The organism is Seohaeicola saemankumensis (genome assembly GCF_042678485.1).
Lineage (GTDB): Bacteria > Pseudomonadota > Alphaproteobacteria > Rhodobacterales > Rhodobacteraceae > Seohaeicola > Seohaeicola saemankumensis.
In genome coordinates this window covers 273716-291042 of sequence record NZ_JBHTKR010000005.1, presented here as the reverse complement: position 1 = coordinate 291042, position 17327 = coordinate 273716, and the positions used below count along the sequence as shown (strand labels likewise).

The following is a 17327-nucleotide window of genomic DNA, read 5'->3' as shown; positions in this document are numbered from 1 at the left end:
AACCGAATGCTCGGGCGGCGTAGGTCGCCGCCCGTAACCGGACACCCGAAAGGACAGCCAAATGAGCCATCTGCTCGATAAACTGAACTTCTTCCAGAGCAAGGAACTGGAGCAATTCTCAGACGGTTGGGGTCAGACCACCCGCGAGAACCGCGACTGGGAGGATACCTACAGAAACCGCTGGCGGCACGACAAGATCGTCCGCTCGACCCATGGGGTGAACTGCACCGGATCCTGTTCCTGGAAGATCTACGTCAAGTCCGGGATCGTAACCTGGGAAACGCAGCAGACGGATTATCCGCGCACCCGCGCCGGCCTGCCCAACCACGAGCCGCGCGGCTGTGCGCGGGGGGCGTCCTACAGCTGGTATCTCTATTCCGCGAACCGCGTGAAGAACCCGCTGATCCGGGGCAGCCTGATGCGCGCCTGGCGCAAGATGCGCGAGACGATGACCCCGGTTGCGGCCTGGGCCGCGATCCAGAACGATCCTGTCCTGCGCGCGTCCTATACCAAGACGCGTGGCAAGGGTGGCTTCGTACGGGCCACATGGGACGAGGCAACCGAGATAGTCGCGGCCGCCAACGCCTATACCGCGAAAACCTGGGGTCCCGACCGCGTGTTTGGCTTCTCGCCCATTCCTGCGATGTCGATGGTCAGCTATGCCGCCGGTTCGCGCTACCTGAGCCTTCTGGGCGGCACCTGCATGTCCTTCTATGACTGGTATTGCGATTTGCCGCCAGCCTCGCCGCAGACTTGGGGTGAACAGACCGACGTGCCTGAAAGCGCCGATTGGTACAACGCGGGCTTCCTGATGCTCTGGGGCTCGAATGTGCCGCAGACCCGCACGCCCGACGCGCATTTCTACACCGAGGTCCGGTATCGCGGCACCAAGTCGGCCGTGGTCAGCCCGGATTATTCCGAAGCTGCCAAGTTCGGCGATATATGGCTGAACCCGCAAGCGGGCACCGATGCGGCGCTTGCGATGGCCATGGGGCATGTGATCCTGCGCGAGTTCCACCTTGACCGACAGGCCGCCTATTTCGAGGACTATGCCCGCAAATACACCGACATGCCGATGCTGGTGCGCCTGGATGAAAAGGACGGCCATCTGGTGCCGGGCCGTATGCTGCGCGCGGACGATTTCGACGGCAAGCTGGGCGAGACCAACAACCCCGACTGGAAGACCGTCGCCCATGACGAGGCATCGGGCCAGGTCGTTGCCCCCAACGGCTCGATCGGGTTCCGCTGGGGCGAAGAGGGCAAGTGGAACCTTGAGCAGCGTGCCAAAGGTGCCGAGGCCCAACTGCGTCTGAGCCAGATCATGGAGGGCGATCACGATGAGATCGTTGGCGTCGATTTTCCCTATTTCGGCGGTTCCGCCACGGGCGATTTCGTCAAATGCGACCACCCCGAGATACTGACCCGCAACATTCCCGCGCGGCGCGTGACGCTGGCCAATGGCCGGCAAGTGCTTGTCGCCACCGTCTTCGACCTGTTCTGCGCCAATTACGGGCTTGACCGTGGGCTGGGCGGCGATTGGGTGTCGAAGGATTTCGACGACGACAGCCCCTATACCCCCGCCTGGGCCGAAAAGATTACCGGGGTTGCGCGCGAGAAGATCATCGCAGTCGCTCGTGAGTTCGCGGGCAACGCTGAAAAGACGCATGGTAAGTCTATGGTCATCCTGGGGGCCGGTCTGAACCACTGGTACCACATGGACATGAACTATCGCGGCATCATCAATATGCTGGTGATGTGCGGCTGCATCGGCCAAGAGGGCGGCGGCTGGTCGCACTATGTGGGGCAAGAAAAGCTGCGCCCGCAGACCGGCTGGCAGCCGCTAGCCTTCGCGCTCGACTGGAATCGTCCGCCGCGGCACATGAACTCGACCTCCTGCTGGTATGCCCACACCGATCAGTGGCGCTACGAGACGCTGCGCGCGGGCGAGATCCTGTCGCCCACGGCGCCCGAAGGTGACTGGGACATCAGCCTGATCGACTACAACATCCGGGCTGAGCGCATGGGCTGGCTGCCGTCTGCGCCGCAGCTGAAGACCAACCCGCTAGAGGTGTCAAGGGCGGCGAAGAAGGCCGGCAAAGAGATCAAGGACTATGTTGTCGAGCAGCTGAAATCCGGCGATTTGCAAATGTCCTGTGAGGACCCGGATGCGCCGGAAAACTGGCCACGCAACCTGTTCGTCTGGCGGTCCAACCTGTTGGGGTCCAGCGGCAAGGGCCACGAATACTTCCTCAAGCACCTTCTGGGCACTGATCACGGCGTGATGGGCAAGGATCTGGGCGAGGAAGGCGGTGTGATGCCCAAGGAGGCCGTATGGCATGATGAGGCTCCGAAGGGGAAACTCGACCTGCTGGTCACCATCGACTTCCGCATGTCCACCACCTGCGTCTATTCCGACATCGTGCTGCCCACGGCGTCTTGGTACGAAAAGGACGACTTGAACACCTCTGACATGCACCCGTTCATCCACCCGCTGCAGGCTGCGGTGGATCCTGCCTATGAGAGCAAGTCGGACTGGGAGATATTCAAGTCGATTGCCCGCAAGTTTTCGGAAGTCGCGCCCGAGGTGCTTGGGGTCGAGACAGACATCGTCCAGCTTCCGTTGCTGCACGATACCCCCGGCGAACTGGCGCAGGCTCATGTGAAGGACTGGAAAAAGGGCGAATGCGACCTGGTCCCTGGCAAGACCGCGCCGAACTACATCACGGTCGAGCGGGATTACCCCAATCTCTACAAGAAGTTCACCTCGGTTGGCCCGCTGCTGGAAAAGCTGGGCAATGGCGGCAAGGGCATCACTTGGGATACCAAGGTCGAGGTCAAGCATCTGCGCGACCTCAACGGTGTGGTGCAGGACGAGGGCGTGTCCAAAGGGCACGCGAAACTCGAAACCGCCATCGACGCGGCCGAGATGATCCTGATGCTGGCGCCCGAGACCAACGGCGAGGTGGCCGTAAAGGCCTGGGAGGAACTGGAGAAGCCCACCGGCCGCCACCATGCCCATCTGGCGGAAGGCGCGCATCACACCAAGATCCGCTTCCGCGATATCGCGGCGCAACCGCGCAAGATCATCTCCAGCCCCACATGGTCGGGGATCGAAAGTGAGGAGGTCTGCTACAACGCGGGCTATACCAACGTCCACGAACTGATCCCGTGGCGGACCCTCACCGGGCGGCAGCAGCTTTACCAGGATCACCTGTGGATGCGCGCGTTCGGCGAAGGCTTTGTCAGCTATCGCCCGCCGGTGGACCTCAAGACCATCACAGCAGCCGTCAACAACGACGCGGCCGAGGGCAGCCTGCATGTGGTGCTGAACTTCATCACGCCCCACCAAAAATGGGGCATCCATAGCACCTATACCGACAACCTGCTGATGCTCACGCTGAACAGGGGTGGGCCGGTGGTCTGGATGTCCGAGGTGGACGCTCAGAAGGCGGGGCTGGTCGATAACGACTGGGTCGAGGCCTACAACATCAACGGTGCGTTAACCGCGCGGGTGGTCGTGTCCCAGCGGATCAAGCAGGGCACGCTATTCATGTACCACGCGCAGGAAAAGATCGTGAACACCCCCGGGTCGGAAAAGACCGGCAACCGTGGCGGGATCCACAACTCGGTAACCCGCGCCACCCTGAAACCCACACACATGATCGGCGGCTACGCGCAGCTGTCCTACGGTTTCAACTACTACGGCACCGTGGGCAGTAACCGGGATGAATTCGTGATCGTGCGGAAGATGAAAAAGGTTGACTGGCTGGACGCGCCCGCAACCCGCAAAGTGGAGGCAGCGGAATGAGAGTTCGCGCACAAATCGGCAAGGTCCTGAACCTCGACAAATGCATCGGGTGTCACACCTGCTCAGTCACCTGCAAGAACGTGTGGACCACGCGGGAAGGAGTCGAATACGCGTGGTTCAACAACGTTGAGACCAAGCCCGGTACCGGCTATCCCACCGACTGGGAAAACCAGAAGCGCTGGAACGGTGGGTGGGCCCGCTCGGCGAGCGGCAAGCTGCACCCCAAGCAGGGGGCGAAATGGCGGATCTTGGCGAACATCTTCGCCAACCCATCGATGCCCGAGATCGACGACTATTACGAGCCGTTCGATTTCGACTACGACCACCTGAAGTCGGCGCCCGACATGAACGCTTTTCCCACCGCGCGGCCCCGGTCGAAGATTACCGGCGAGCGGATGGAGAAGATCGAGAAGGGGCCGAACTGGGAGGAAATCCTGGGTGGCGAATTCTCGAAGCGGTCGCAGGACTACAACTTCGAGGATGTGCAGAAGGAAATCTATGGAGAGTATGAGAATACCTTCATGATGTATCTGCCGCGCTTGTGCGAGCATTGCCTCAACCCTACCTGTTCCGCGTCCTGCCCATCGGGCGCGATCTACAAGCGCGAAGAAGACGGCATCGTCCTAATCGACCAGGAGAAATGCCGCGGCTGGCGGATGTGCATCTCGGGCTGTCCCTACAAGAAGGTCTACTACAACTGGGAATCGGGCAAATCCGAGAAATGCACCTTCTGCTATCCGCGCATCGAGAGCGGTCAGCCGACAGTATGTTCGGAAACCTGCGTCGGGCGAATACGCTATCTTGGCGTGATCCTTTACGATGCCGACAAGATCGAAGCGGCGGCAAGCAGCGAGCGCGAGACCGATCTCTACGGCGCGCAACTCGATGTGTTCCTTGATCCCAACGACCCCGAGGTAATCGCAGCCGCCCGTCGCGACGGTGTGCCAGAAGACTGGATCGAGGCCGCCAAGATCAGTCCGATCTGGAAAATGGCGATGGAGTGGAAGGTCGCCTTCCCGCTGCATCCGGAATACCGGACGCTGCCGATGGTCTGGTACATCCCGCCGCTTTCGCCGATCCAGAACGCCGCCCAGGCCGGCCAGATCGCGATGAGCGACCAGATGCCCGATGTGCGCTCCTTGCGCATCCCGGTGAAGTACCTGGCCAATATGCTGACGGCGGGCGACGAGGACCCCATCGTTCACGCGCTGGAACGCATGTCCGCAATGCGGCTCTACATGCGGGCGCTGACCGTGGATGGCGTGCGCGACGAAGGCATCGCCGCCCGCGTCGGCATGTCGGGCCGGATGATCGAGGACATGTACAAGATCATGGCGATTGCCGATTACGAGGATCGTTTCGCGATCCCCACCGCGCATCGCGAACAGAACGAAGCAGGCGCCGACATCCGCGGCGGCTGCGGGTTCACCGACGGCAATGGCTGTTCCACCGGCGAGACGGGCAAGACGACCCTGTTCGGCGGTAAGAAGAAGTCCTTTGCCCTTCCGCTGGAGTCATTCTGATGATGGACCGCACACTCAAGGCCCTGTCACTGACGCTGAGCTACCCCTCGCAGGAGCTTCAGGCCGCCATGCCCGATATCGGGGCCATTCTGGGCGCCGATCCCCGTATCGCGGAAGAGACGCGGGCCGCGTTGCACGGGCTTGCCGAAAGCGTGGGGCAGGGGGATCTGTTCGACGTGCAGGAAAGCTATGTCATGCTTTTCGACCGGTCGCGCACCTTGTCATTGAATCTGTTCGAACATGTCCATGGCGAAAGCCGGGACAGGGGCGGGGCGATGGTCAGCCTGATCGAGACCTACCGGGAGGGCGGGTTCGAACCCGCCACCTCGGAATTGCCGGACCACCTGCCGGTGCTGCTGGAATTCCTGTCGACGCGTCCCTTCGCAGAAGTGCAGGACACTTTGGCGGACGCGGCCCATATCTTCGACGCGCTTGCCACCCGTCTGGTGCGGCGCGAGAGCGGATATGCCGCCGCGTTCGCCGCTCTTTCCCAGCTTGCCGGGGCACAAGCCGATGCTGGTACGGTGGCCGAGATGCTGGCCCAACCTGACGACGACCCAACCGACCTGGATGCGCTGGACGCGGTCTGGGAGGAAACCGAGGTCACTTTCGGCCCCGACCCGAATGCGGGCTGTCCACAGGTCCGCGACATGCTGGCCCTGATGGACAAGCCGACCCTCAAGGCGGCCCCCCCCGCCACCAATTTGAACAGGAGCGCATGACATGTTCGACAATTTCGATATCAACTTCATGCTGTTCGGGGTGATGCCCTACGTGGCCCTTACGGTTTTCCTGGTGGGCTCGATCGCCCGCTATGAACGTGATCCCTTTACCTGGAAAAGCTCATCCAGTCAGCTTTTGCGCCGTAAGCAGTTAATCTGGGGCTCGATCCTGTTCCATGTCGGTATTCTCACGGTGTTCTTCGGCCACCTTGTCGGGCTGTTCACCCCGATCTGGGTACTGGATGCGATCGGCATTCCCTATGGTCTCAAGCAGTGGATGGCGGTCCTGATCGGCGGGCCGGCGGGTATCGCCGCGCTCATCGGTTCGACGATGCTGATCCATCGCCGACTGGTTGATCCACGTATCCGCGTGACATCGACCTTTCCCGACATCCTGATCATGGTCCTGATCTGGCTGCAGTTGGCCATCGGCCTACTGACGATCACCCAGACGCTGCAGCACATGGACGGGTCGGAAATGGTCCGGTTCATGACCTGGTCGCAAAGCGTCGTGACGTGGAACATCAATGCCTGGGTGACCGTGGTGGACGTGCATTGGCTTTACAAGTTGCATATCTTCCTTGGGCTGATCATCACCATCCTGTTCCCCTTTACCCGGCTCGTGCACATCTGGTCCGGTTTCGCAGCACCCTTCCGCTACCTGCTGACGCGGCCGGGCTACCAGATCGTCCGTTCGCGCCGCCGCCGCCCGCTTGAAGAACGCCGCCGTGCGCATGATGCGCGGCAGGGTAAATCCGGCCCGATGGCCGACACACCGGCGGAGTGAGTGCGATGAACATGGCCCTGTTTCCCGATGTTGTTGTGAACAATGAGACCATCCCCTTAGCGGCAATCGCCGCCGAGGCCCAGAACCACGCTGCACCCAAGGACAAACCCGGCATCGCCTGGCGCAAGGCGGCGCAGGCGCTGACGATCCGCGCCCTGTTGTTGCAAGAGGCGAGGCGCCGCAAGTTGGTGCCCGACCCGCTCGAAATGGCGCCGAACCGCTTCGAGACCGAAGACGAATCCCTGATCCGCGTGCTTCTGGACGAGGCGCTGGAAATCGCGCCTGTCGCGGAGGGCGCGGTGCGTACGGAATGGAAAAAGGACCCCGACCGCTACCGCTCTGCGCCGCTATGGGACGTCTCGCACATCCTGTGTGCCTGCGACCCTCGCGACGATGCCGAGCGTGGGCTGGCCGAAGCGCGGGCCGTTGCCTTGCTGGCGCGGCTTGATGGTGAGGCAAAGGGGTTCGCCGCTGCCGCCCGCGACAGCGATTGTGGCTCCAAGGCATCTGGTGGTCATCTGGGTCAGCTTGGACCCGGCGACACCGTGCCCGAGTTCGAGGCGGCGCTGCTCACCCTGACTGAGGGCGGCATCAGCCCCGCGCCCGTTCTTTCGCGTCACGGCTGGCACATCATTCGTCTGAACGCAACCGCGCCGGGTCAGGTTCTGCCCTATGAGACTGTGCGCCCCAGGATCGCGCAAGCGCTGGAAAAGGCGGCTTGGGCACGGGCATCGCGGGAATTCGTTGAAACTCTGGCCCAAGGCGCACAGATCACCGGCGCCAGCCTTGCGCCGATCTGAGCCACGCGAAAGGACGTGTGATGAAACCGTCAGAGCCAACGCTGCGTGGGAGCGGTGATAAACCGACGAACCCGAGCCTGCTTGCAAATCCTCTGGTCTTCATCAGCGAAGACCACCTGCGTGAACGTCAGATTTGCGCAGTGATCGACGGGCTGGCAACGGCGGACTCCCTCAATCGCCAGGCAACAATGAGTGTGCTGCGCTTTCTGAACGAAGAAATGAATGTCCACCTGCGCGACGAAGAGGAGGACCTTTTCCCGCTTCTTGCCAAGCGCTGCACGCAAGAGGATGCGATTGAGGGCGTGATCGACCGGATCAAAGCCGATCAGGATGAGGCGATGCGTTTGCTGCCTCAAGTGCGTGAGATGCTGGCTGGTTGCCTGGATAGCGGTGCCGATCTGACCCCCGAGGATCGCACGGTATTGTCCAGGTTTGCGGCGCGCGTGCGCAGGCACCTCGTTGCCGAGAACGCGATTCTTTTGCCTATTGCTAGGGCCAGACTGACTCGGGTCGATCTGCGAACCTTATCCAAACACATGCTTTCACGGCGCGGACTGAGCGATTTTGAGGAGGCCACCGATGTTGATTGATCTTTTGGAGCGTAACCTGGAATGGTCGCAACGACGTCATGCCGAAGAACCGGATTATTTCACCCGCCTTGCCGCCCTTCAGGCCCCTGAGTTCTTTTGGATCGGCTGTTCGGACAGTCGGGTTCCGGCCAACGTGGTTGCGGGGCTCGATCCGGGCGAAGTCTTCGTCCATCGCAACGTCGCCAATATCGTCCATTCCTCGGATATGAACCTACTGTCTGCACTGGAATTCGCGGTCGAGGCCCTGAACGTGCGTGAGATTGTCGTCTGTGGCCACTACGGCTGCGGCGGCGTCAAGGCTGCGACCGAGGACTTGCCGCATGGACTGGCCGATCACTGGCTGGAGCCGATCCGGCGCCTCGGCCGAAACTACGCGGTCGATCTGGGACGCGAGCCCAACCTCGAGGCGCAGCGCGATCGATTGGCGGAATGGAATGTCGTCGAGGGCGTGCGGCGGGTCTGCGAGACACCGATCCTGCAGCGGGCATGGCGCCAAGGGGCTGATATCCGCGTGCATGGTTTGATCTACGGACTAAAGGACGGGCGCTTGCGCGACCTCGATTGCAGTATCGGACCTGGACATTTCCAGGTGGACCATTTCGGGCAGGAGGCGGCGCAATGACCATTCATTTGTCGATAGCATCACAAGGTTGCGGCTGTGACCGTCAGGACATGATTCATTCCCTTATCACTATGGACGAGGCAATTGCCCGGATTGCGGCGCATGCCGCACCGGTCGGCAGAACAGAGGCTGTGGCGTTGGACAGCGCCGTCGGCCGCATTCTCGCCCAATCGGTCCGGTCCCGTTCGATGGTACCAGCCTTCGATAATGCTGCCATGGATGGCTATGCGATCGCAACGTCGGCCCTCACGGGGCCCGGCCCCTGGGTGCTCCAGGTGGTGGCGCGCGTTCCTGCCGGGCAGGAGGCCAAGACATCGGTCGCTGGGGCTGTGGCGGCGCGTATCTTCACAGGCGCACCGATTCCGGATGGCGCGGACGCTGTCGTGATGCAGGAAGACGTCCTGCGCGACGGTGACGTAATTCACCTGACCCGCCGTCCTGCACCAGGGCTGAACATCCGCCTTGCAGGCAGCGACATGGCCAAGGGCGCGACCATCTTGGACAAGGGCAAAAGGCTGGGACCGAGGGACATCGCCGCCTGCGCCGCAGCAGGCGCAGGGGTCGTCAGGGTCCGGCGAAAGCTGCGCGTGGCTCTTCTGGTCACCGGCGACGAGGTGCGTCGTGCCGGAGGTGTGCGAGAGGCCGCACAGATCTGGGACGTGAACAGGCCGATGCTTTCAGCAAGCTTTGCCGAATTAGGCCTTGATATAGTAGTCTCTGCTCATGCTGCCGACAGTCTTCCGGGCCTAGTCCGTCAATTGGGCAACATGGCGGCACAAGCCGATCTAGTCATAACCACCGGCGGCATCTCGGTCGGGGAAGAAGACCATGTGAAGCCTGCCTTCCTGAAACTCGGTGGCGAAACCCTGTTCAGTGGCGTGGCGATCAAGCCAGGTAAACCGGTGTCTGTTGGGCGTATCGGGAAGGCGTATTGGCTTGGCTTGCCCGGCAATCCGGTTGCGGCCTTCGTCACTTGGCAGGTGTTCGGAATGGCGTTGGTCCGTGGTCTGACCGGCGAGGTGGCCGGTGCTCCGACCCGTCGGCACGTCGTTACCGAAGCTGCGATCTACCGCAAACCAGGGCGCTGTGAACTCAGGCCTGTATCGCTTGCAGGATTCGACGCCCAAGGGCGCGAGATCATCAGTTTTGAGGATGCCACTCATTCAGCGCGTGTCGGATGCCTTCCATTGGCGGATGGGCTGATGTTTCTACCCGCCGATACGGACAGCCTGCCGGCTGGTGCGCTGGTCGAATTCCATCCCTTCAGCCAATCTTGAGGAGAGCTGACATGAAACTTGCCTACACGATGGCGTCGGAACGCGGCGATACTGATCTGTTGCTTCAACGGCTGGCAAACGATCTCGCCGGCCGCGGCATCAAATGTTGCGGGACCGTCCAGATCAATAGTGAGCGCGCCGATGCAGGCCCATGCGACATGGATGTGCGGGTGTTGCCCCATGGTGCGGTTCTGCGCATCAGCCAAGATCTCGGCGCGCTTGCACGGGGGTGTCGCCTTGATCCGGCCGCGCTGGAAACGGCGGTAGGGCTTGTCGCGACCGGGCTGTCATCCGGTGCGGACCTGTTGATCATTAACAAATTCGGCAAACATGAAGCCGAAGGGCGGGGGTTTCGTGACATTATCGCCAAGGCAGTTGAAATGGATATCCCAGTACTTGTCGGCCTCAATATTCTAAACCAACCGGCCTTCGAGACTTTCGCTGAAGGCCTGGCAATCCCGCTGCCACCAGAACCCGCTGCGCTGATGGCTTGGGTGGAAGAAGTGACAGCACCGACCGTCCTAATGGTCTGAACAGAAAAGAATTGCCTTGCCACTACCCAGTGGCCCGGCTTCACGCGTGAGTGCATGGCCGGGCACTGTAAGAACAATTCGGCTTGAGACGGGCATGGCGGTTTCATAGCCTCGCCAGATGACAAAACGCAGCCCATTTCGGTATTTCAAAACCAGCCCTGAGATCATCCGCCTGGCGGTCATGCTGTACGTGTGGTTCTCGCTTTCGCTTCGGAACGTCGAAGACTTGCTCCATGAGCGGGGCATCGAGATCAGCCATGAAACGGTTCGGTTTTGGTGGAATAGATTTGGCCCGATGTTTGCCGCGGCGGTCCGCAGAAAGCGGGTTAGCTGAATGCGCGCATTCTCCAACTAGCAATGGCACTGTCGGGGACGAGAAGGGTTCGAATATGTCTGGCAGCACCGTCAGAAGTATTCGCACGAACGCGGCAAGAATAGCGTTAGCTACTTTCAACGTTGCGAGGATGCGGGTCGGTGATGGCCGCATCGCCGCCACCACCGACCTGGTCAACTATCGACCGGACATAGCGCGAGCGCCGTCTGTACGAGGTCTTCGGCGCTGTCGACCAACTGACGGAGATGAGAGCCACCGGCCCGCATAGCGTCGTATTCGGTCTTAATGCCCGCCTTCAGCAGGCGGTGAACGTGATCGGCATTGTCTATTATATCGTCAGCCCGTTGCTTGGCGTCTTGCAGGAGTGTTCTTGCTTGCTGCCGCGATACGCCATCGGCTTCAAGTTTGGCAATTGCGGGTAGGATCAAGCGACCGAGGATGTTGGCGATGTGCCGCGGTATACGTTTGAGGAATACTGCGCGCTCTGCGGGCGCGCAGCACACCAGCGCAGCTTTGGCAGTCTTTGCATTGCCATTGCGGACAATCTTGATGATGCTGTCGATGTCGGATCGAAAGCGCCGCAGTTCCCACTGGGCCTGTTCAAGCTTGTATCGACCCTTGGGCAGTGGAACGGTGGCACGGAATGCCTGGGCTTCGTTGAAAGCTTTTCGGCATGGTTTGATTGGACGCATGAGGGTTTCCTTTTTCTGGTTTGCGCAGCACCTCTTGGATGAAGGGGAAGCGACACCACCGAAATCACCGAAACGGTGGCAATAGGTGGTGATCACACCACCGCCCCGCCCCGCTCCCCCCTATAGGGGAGCGGGCGGTGGGTGATCCGGTGGAAGAGTGAGGTGAAAAATATCCCCCTCATCAACGTTGATATAGCCGCCGTCGATAAGGCCCTCGATCGCTGACTTTGCACGGGTCGCGCGGTGCTGACTTTGAACGCTGTTGAGTGCCTCCTTGGCGATCTGGTTAACAATCGCTCTGTCCCACCCCTTATTCGCATCCTGTCGGGCGCGCAGTGCATCAAATACAGCCCGCTGATTTTGACCCGTCGGCATTGCCGGCTTACCGGTAGATGAGGCGGATATGGCGGTCAGCTCTCTAACGGCGCAACTGGTAACGCGTTCGCCTTGCTTGTCCGTGCCCAGGGCGACCCCCTCAAGCTCGAATTGCCCGGACGCCCCATCATCCGCGTCTTTCATTTTCGTAACGCGCCAACTGCGCCGGCCCGTCTGACGATCCCGTTCGACGTTGATCACTGCGTCCATTGCGCCATTAAGTACGGAATGCCCTCGCAGTCCGCGCGACGCGTCCTTACCACTGTGGTGCACAAGCAGAACGAGGCCAGAGATCGCCGTGGCGATGGCCTGAGCGGCCTTGATGACCAAGCCCATGTCTTGGGCGGAGTTTTCATCTGCGCCTGCCGTGGCCTGTGCCAGGGTGTCAATGACGATGACCGCGCCAGGCGTACAGGCATTCATGACAGCTTTTATGAAGCTATCGACCCCGTCCGTATCAAGAAGGCTGAGATCGGAAAGAACGAACTTTAGTTTGCCGGCGTGTGACCCGTTCACCACGTCCCAGGCTTGACACCGCTGCTGTATCCCCCGCCCTCCTTCAAGGGCGACATAAACAACGTCGCGCGAGACGACATGCCTTCCGAACCAAGTGGGGTTGCCGGAAGAAATCTTTGCAGCCAGATCGATCGCCAGAAAGCTTTTGCCGCTACTTGGTTCACCGTAGATGGCCGCGACCCCAGTTTCGGGAAGAACGCCCGGCACTGTGAACCGCATAGGCGGGAGCGCATCGAGGTCGCCCCGTGACAAGATCTGTATATTGCTCGACGCGGTCGGCTTGGTGGGGTCGGGCAATGCGAACAAAGGCGATGTTGGCCGCTCAGGGCGCGGCAGGCCGTTCTCATAAGCATGATGATAAAGCGTCCCGATGCTGATCCCCCTATCTGACCGATATTGCTCAAACAGCGCGGCGATAGCGCGCCGCACTTCTTCCCCGTCATCGTGGTTCCAATGTGCCGCACTTCCTGAGCTCCACTTTTCTGCAACCTCTAGCCCACAGGTCCAATTCAACGATGCAATTGCCCAGATGATTGACCGCCACAGGTCATATTCGGACTCTGGTGGTATGTAGGTCAGAGCATTCCTGACACCGGTAATGTTCTCGGGCGTTTCGACCCACCCGCTACGAATTATGCGCTGGTTGACTTCGAAGAGTTCGTTTGGAAACGGCACCACGTTTTCGCTGTGACGTGTTTTTTCAGGCCAGAGCAACCGTTCCAGAACCTGCACACCCTCGGTGCAGTCACGAATTGTGCCGCGCGCGCTTTGCCCCGTCACTGTAAGGAACCGCCCCTGTGCATAGATTTCACCTCCCGCCCCCTGCCCGCTGTGGGGCTTGTGGTGTGACAAGCAGAATACCCTCAGACCTTGGCCGCTTGGCGATCTTTCCACGTAAGCCCCGCGCAACGGTCTTAGCAACTGTGCCGCCCGTTCGGGGTCCGCGTGGACCTTGTCCAGATCAACTCCGACGAGGAACACCGGCTGCCCGTCTTCTTCGTGCCGTACTGGTTCACCTGTCAGAACAATGCCCACACCATCCGCCTTCCCCGCTTGGTAGGCAGAAAGTGCCTTATTGAAGCTCAGGTGGTTCTGCGGATCATGCGCATTGACCGGTAGTCCAGTGGTCGGATCGATCGGCACTTTGTTCACGCGACCGCCCTTTTTTGCAACCGCGCCCCAGACTACCCATTGATTGAGTCCCTTAAGAAAAGGGGGGATCCTGTCCGCGCAGACAGGCAAGACTTTTGGCTCTTTTGCTGGCACGGTCATGATGCGGCCGTGTTGCCAAGTGTGGTATCGCGTTCGCATGCCATGCCGACCAAGGCGCTGAGACTCGTCGCTGGAATAACCGTCCTGCCTCCCACCCGTACGGCTTGCAACTTACCTGCGCCGATCAGCGCATAAATGGTTGTCCTGCCCAAGCTTGATGCTTCACAGGCCTCGCGGATGCTGTAGGCGAGTTTTGGGGTGTGTATAGTGCTGGGCATGGTTGACCTCGATCATTGTTGACCGAGGTAGTTCAGCAAAGGACAGACAGGCTTAACCTGGCTAACCCGAAAATTACCCTGAGAGACGCTTCCTCGCGTCCGACACGCGGCTTGGGAGATTTGAAACCTTCAGGACAGACGCGTCGATGTTGTGACGATATTCGGCATCCAGAAGAGTTATGTCGCAATCGGTCTCTAGTTTTCGCCCAAGGTCTTTTGCGCTGATCTTAGGATTATGCATGACAATGTTTTCGATCAGCCTTGTGATGCTGTCCCTGCGTCGGGGGCGGGGCTTTCTGGCCCGCGCTGACTGTTGTTCGTTTCTTTCGCGAATAGCCTGCATCAAATATGTGGCCGCTGAAGCTGGGTCGCTTGCGAGACGACGGAAAACCGCTTCGTCGCGACTGAACTTGGGGCCAAGTGTCTCAGGATGACACAGCTTTTCAAGTGTCTTGCGGTCGAGGCCATCTCTCTCTTCCCCCGGTGCAGTTATGCCACTGCGGAAGCGCTCCCTCTCCAGCACAAACTCCAGCAGAATTGCGCCACGTTCGGCATCGCTTTCAGCTTGGTCGAACTTCGGTTGCCAAACCTGTGCGAGCTCGTCTTGAACCTCTGCAAAAATGCGCTCAGCCATTTTGAGGGCCCGAAGCTGCCCGTAGTGGCACTACTTCACCGCTTACCGCGCTGCCACCTGCGCAGAAATCAGCCCATTCGGCCATCAGGCGCCGCCGTTTCTCGAACAGATCGCCGCGCCGATACGCAGCTTCGACCTTGTTCCCTATGCTGTGTGACAGCGCCATTTCGCAGACCTCGTGCGGATAGCCGGTGCATTCGGCGGCCCAGTCGCGGAAGCTGGACCGAAACCCGTGCACTGTGACCTCGCTTTTCATCCGTCTCAGCAGCATAGCCATGGCCATGCCCGACATTTGACCGCCTCTTGCGCCGGGGAAAACCCACGGGCTCCCCAGCTTTCTGACCGCTTCCAAAATGGCCATGGCCCGATCTGGCAGTGGTACGCGGTGCTCCCGGCTTGCCTTCATGCGGCTTGCTGGAATGGTCCAGACAGCCTTGTCCAGGTCAATTTCTGCCCAGGTTGCGCCAATCGCTTCGCCAGTGCGGGCCGCTGTCAAAATGGTGAACTCTAGGGCAAGCGCTGCAACTGCCTTGCGCGTTCGCAGTTGGCGCAGGATGTCCGGTATCTCAGCATAGGGGGCGGCCTTGTGGTGGCCCCGCGACAGCCTTGTGCGGGCTGGTAGTATCTGGGACAGATGGCCGCGCCAGCGTGCAGGGTTCTCGCCTTTCCTGTACCCCCTTACTTTGGCTGCATCCAGGATCGCTTCAATCCTGCCACGAACCCGCCCGGCGGTCTCGGGCTTGGCCTTCCAGATCGGTTCCAGCACCGTGAGCACATGTGGCGTGTCTACTTCAGCGACAGGCATCTCCCCTATGAAAGGGTAGGCATAGGTTTCCAGCGTGTTCTTCCACTGTTGGCGGTGTTTGGCGTTGCGCCAGTTGTCCTCATTGGCCTCGATATATGCCTCAGCAGTGGCCTTGAAGGTCACGCTGGCCACCTGCTGCGCTTGCTTTGCCGCAGCGGCCTTTGCTGCAGCCTCTTCACGCTCTGCCAGTGGGTCAATCCCCGCCTTGACCTTCATGCGATATATCGCAGCGACGTCACGGGCTTGTGCCAGGGTTAGTTCTTCGCCGCCCGACCTGCGCAGTAGCTCCATTGCCTCAGGGCACCGGGACAACCCGACATCGCGTGCATTGCCATCCAGCATAAATCTGTAAACCCAAGACCGCGATCCAGTCTTTTTGACCAGCAGATGCAAGCCATCACCATCGGCATGGCGTCCCGGCTTGGCGTTTTTTACCTGCAGGGGCGTCAACGCTTTGCTCAGCTTCTTTGGCATTGGGGCTGTCCTTCAGCAACACCGTGACGATGCGGTGGTCGTTCCCATAAACGTTCCCCTAAAATAGCCCGGTTTTATGGGAACGCAAGCGGACTGATGCGGATAGTTGAACTTACAAATTCAGATAAGTCACTGTAAAACAAGTTATATAGAACGTTCTTGAATGTGGGCGGTTTAGTGTTAGGCGGATCCCCAGTCCGCCACTTACCCCTGAAACTGTTGGATAAAACAGCCTTCAAGGCGTTTTGCCCCACATCTCTCCCAATATCCTGAAAATGCCTGGGCCCGATCAAGGGATACCTTTTTTGCTGCGCTTTCTGCCCTGCCTGGTCAACAAGCGGGGCTGTGCCTGAACCTGCCGACAGGACAGGCGGCGGAAACTCGGCCAGCCAAGGCCGCGCAGGCAGGGTCTATGGCGGCGTATCCGAAGATGACTGTGATCTGGGTAACGCCAGCTTGCTGTTTTTGCAAAAGAAACGCCCGGCCTACAGCCAAGGCCCCTCTCTTGCAGGTCACCAGGCCTGCCGCCTTCGCTTCGCTTGACCGGGTGAATTCATGGCGTCGACACATGAACCACCTCGCAGCGGTCAAGACCGGCTTTCCGCGCAGCTGCTGCGCCGGTGGGGCCGATCTGGGTCAGTTCTGCCTCCAGGCGGAAGGTGCAATTCTGCAAGGCCGTCTGGCGCGCTGCGGCTTCTGATGGTTCTTGCGCCGAAAACCCCTGCGCCGCCAGCGGTGAGATGGCATAGGCCCCCCAAAGACCCTGTTTCTGCACGTCGGCGTAGAGCAATCGAAATTGGTGCAATGTCTGCACGCTGAAACCCCTGGCGCGGCGCGTGCCGGGCGGCAAGGGATCGGGCAAGGCCAAGGCCGCCAGGGTACAGGGCCTGCCGGCATCCCGGGCGCAGACTGCTGCGCTGACAGTGATGGCCGCCTCGATCGAATTCCAGTTCCGCGCATAGGCATAACGGGCGCTGACAGGGTCGATATGCAGCGCCCCGAAGTAGACCGCGCCGCGCGCCATTTCTGCGTAACCGCGCCGTAGTTCGGCGCTGTCACCAATATTCGCCAGCGTGACAATCTTGCCTGCCCCGTGCCATCCATACGGGTCCTGCGGCAGTTCCCGGTCTTCCAGCGTCATGGTGCAACCGGCCAGCAGAAGAAGCACCCCGACCTTCAGGAGCCCGATCTTCAGAGGAATGAGAGGCCAACTGACGGATGATGTGTTCATGTGCGCCCTGTCACTTGAGGTGCCAATGCTACCCCAAGCCTAGGCCAGTTCCCGCAACAGGCCAATCTTTCTTGTGGTGCGGCGCCGCAGGCGCGATGGCCGCCTGTTGACGGT

15 protein-coding genes and 1 pseudogene are annotated in these 17327 nt (G+C 60.4%); 10 read left to right on the top strand and 6 right to left on the bottom strand.

Features of this window, described 5'->3' with window-relative positions; genetic code table 11:
• The first annotated feature begins 61 nt into the window (after positions 1-61).
• The 10 genes and pseudogenes from ACFQ3C_RS13690 to ACFQ3C_RS13645 all read left to right on the top strand — a co-directional run.
• The gene (locus ACFQ3C_RS13690) at positions 62-3808 is read left to right on the top strand and encodes a nitrate reductase subunit alpha (protein ID WP_380792861.1); all 3747 of its coding nucleotides are present in this window, start codon (positions 62-64) and stop codon (positions 3806-3808) included.
• Positions 3805-5331 carry a nitrate reductase subunit beta gene (gene narH / locus ACFQ3C_RS13685; RefSeq protein WP_380792857.1) on the top strand — a complete coding sequence of 509 codons (1527 nt, stop codon included), beginning with the start codon at positions 3805-3807 and terminating at the stop codon, positions 5329-5331. Before ACFQ3C_RS13690 ends, narH begins: the two co-directional genes overlap by 4 nt.
• A 2-nt stretch (positions 5332-5333) precedes the next feature.
• On the top strand, positions 5334-6053 hold the full coding sequence (gene narJ / locus ACFQ3C_RS13680; protein ID WP_380793340.1) for a nitrate reductase molybdenum cofactor assembly chaperone: 720 nt from the start codon (positions 5334-5336) through the stop codon (positions 6051-6053).
• Position 6054: 1 nt separating this feature from the next.
• Positions 6055-6840, top strand: a complete 786-nt coding sequence (gene narI, locus ACFQ3C_RS13675) for a respiratory nitrate reductase subunit gamma (protein WP_380792855.1) — start codon at positions 6055-6057, stop codon at positions 6838-6840.
• A 5-nt stretch (positions 6841-6845) separates the two neighbouring features.
• A complete protein-coding gene (locus ACFQ3C_RS13670; RefSeq protein ID WP_380792853.1) occupies positions 6846-7640 on the top strand; it encodes a peptidylprolyl isomerase in 795 nt (264 codons plus the stop codon).
• A gap of 20 nt (positions 7641-7660) precedes the next feature.
• On the top strand, positions 7661-8230 hold the full coding sequence (locus tag ACFQ3C_RS13665; protein WP_380792851.1) for a hemerythrin domain-containing protein: 570 nt from the start codon (positions 7661-7663) through the stop codon (positions 8228-8230).
• The gene (locus tag ACFQ3C_RS13660; RefSeq protein ID WP_380792849.1) at positions 8220-8852 is read left to right on the top strand and encodes a carbonic anhydrase; all 633 of its coding nucleotides are present in this window, start codon (positions 8220-8222) and stop codon (positions 8850-8852) included. Before ACFQ3C_RS13665 ends, ACFQ3C_RS13660 begins: the two co-directional genes overlap by 11 nt.
• A complete protein-coding gene (locus ACFQ3C_RS13655) occupies positions 8849-10129 on the top strand; it encodes a molybdopterin molybdotransferase MoeA (protein WP_380792847.1) in 1281 nt (426 codons plus the stop codon). Before ACFQ3C_RS13660 ends, ACFQ3C_RS13655 begins: the two co-directional genes overlap by 4 nt.
• Before the next feature lie 11 nt (positions 10130-10140).
• Positions 10141-10662, top strand: coding sequence for a DUF2478 domain-containing protein (locus ACFQ3C_RS13650; RefSeq protein WP_380792845.1), 522 nt, complete (start codon positions 10141-10143; stop codon positions 10660-10662).
• A gap of 118 nt (positions 10663-10780) precedes the next feature.
• Positions 10781-10993: pseudogene (locus tag ACFQ3C_RS13645) on the top strand (IS6 family transposase); the annotation flags it as partial.
• Between the two features lie 176 nt (positions 10994-11169).
• On the opposite strand, the gene ACFQ3C_RS13640 reads toward ACFQ3C_RS13645, so the two are convergent.
• The 6 genes from ACFQ3C_RS13640 to ACFQ3C_RS13615 all read right to left on the bottom strand — a co-directional run bounded on the left by ACFQ3C_RS13640 (position 11170) and on the right by ACFQ3C_RS13615 (position 17213).
• Positions 11170-11784 (bottom strand): hypothetical protein, encoded by a 615-nt coding sequence (locus tag ACFQ3C_RS13640; protein WP_380792843.1) that lies wholly within the window; start codon positions 11782-11784, stop codon positions 11170-11172.
• Between the two features lie 24 nt (positions 11785-11808).
• Entirely contained in the window at positions 11809-13851 is a 2043-nt protein-coding gene (locus ACFQ3C_RS13635) for an AAA family ATPase (protein ID WP_380792840.1), read from the bottom strand.
• Positions 13848-14069 carry a helix-turn-helix domain-containing protein gene (locus ACFQ3C_RS13630; protein ID WP_380792837.1) on the bottom strand — a complete coding sequence of 74 codons (222 nt, stop codon included), beginning with the start codon at positions 14067-14069 and terminating at the stop codon, positions 13848-13850. Before ACFQ3C_RS13630 ends, ACFQ3C_RS13635 begins: the two co-directional genes overlap by 4 nt.
• A 73-nt stretch (positions 14070-14142) precedes the next feature.
• Entirely contained in the window at positions 14143-14703 is a 561-nt protein-coding gene (locus tag ACFQ3C_RS13625) for a hypothetical protein (RefSeq protein ID WP_380792835.1), read from the bottom strand.
• On the bottom strand, positions 14696-15982 hold the full coding sequence (locus ACFQ3C_RS13620) for a tyrosine-type recombinase/integrase (protein ID WP_380792833.1): 1287 nt from the start codon (positions 15980-15982) through the stop codon (positions 14696-14698). Before ACFQ3C_RS13620 ends, ACFQ3C_RS13625 begins: the two co-directional genes overlap by 8 nt.
• A 553-nt stretch (positions 15983-16535) precedes the next feature.
• A complete protein-coding gene (locus ACFQ3C_RS13615) occupies positions 16536-17213 on the bottom strand; it encodes a hypothetical protein (RefSeq protein ID WP_380792831.1) in 678 nt (225 codons plus the stop codon).
• Positions 17214-17327 lie beyond the last annotated feature (114 nt).

Bases quoted from the DNA above. Each gene is read 5' to 3' on its own strand.
- ACFQ3C_RS13690 (WP_380792861.1), top strand. From the start codon at position 62: ATGAGCCATCTGCTCGATAAACTGAACTTCTTCCAGAGCAAGGAACTG.
- narH (WP_380792857.1), top strand. From the start codon at position 3,805: ATGAGAGTTCGCGCACAAATCGGCAAGGTCCTGAACCTCGACAAATGC.
- narJ (WP_380793340.1), top strand. From the start codon at position 5,334: ATGGACCGCACACTCAAGGCCCTGTCACTGACGCTGAGCTACCCCTCG.
- narI (WP_380792855.1), top strand. From the start codon at position 6,055: ATGTTCGACAATTTCGATATCAACTTCATGCTGTTCGGGGTGATGCCC.
- ACFQ3C_RS13670 (WP_380792853.1), top strand. From the start codon at position 6,846: ATGAACATGGCCCTGTTTCCCGATGTTGTTGTGAACAATGAGACCATC.
- ACFQ3C_RS13665 (WP_380792851.1), top strand. From the start codon at position 7,661: ATGAAACCGTCAGAGCCAACGCTGCGTGGGAGCGGTGATAAACCGACG.
- ACFQ3C_RS13660 (WP_380792849.1), top strand. From the start codon at position 8,220: ATGTTGATTGATCTTTTGGAGCGTAACCTGGAATGGTCGCAACGACGT.
- ACFQ3C_RS13655 (WP_380792847.1), top strand. From the start codon at position 8,849: ATGACCATTCATTTGTCGATAGCATCACAAGGTTGCGGCTGTGACCGT.
- ACFQ3C_RS13650 (WP_380792845.1), top strand. From the start codon at position 10,141: ATGAAACTTGCCTACACGATGGCGTCGGAACGCGGCGATACTGATCTG.
- ACFQ3C_RS13635 (WP_380792840.1), bottom strand. From the start codon at position 13,851: ATGACCGTGCCAGCAAAAGAGCCAAAAGTCTTGCCTGTCTGCGCGGAC.
- ACFQ3C_RS13630 (WP_380792837.1), bottom strand. From the start codon at position 14,069: ATGCCCAGCACTATACACACCCCAAAACTCGCCTACAGCATCCGCGAG.
- ACFQ3C_RS13625 (WP_380792835.1), bottom strand. From the start codon at position 14,703: ATGGCTGAGCGCATTTTTGCAGAGGTTCAAGACGAGCTCGCACAGGTT.
- ACFQ3C_RS13620 (WP_380792833.1), bottom strand. From the start codon at position 15,982: ATGCCAAAGAAGCTGAGCAAAGCGTTGACGCCCCTGCAGGTAAAAAAC.
- ACFQ3C_RS13615 (WP_380792831.1), bottom strand. From the start codon at position 17,213: ATGAACACATCATCCGTCAGTTGGCCTCTCATTCCTCTGAAGATCGGG.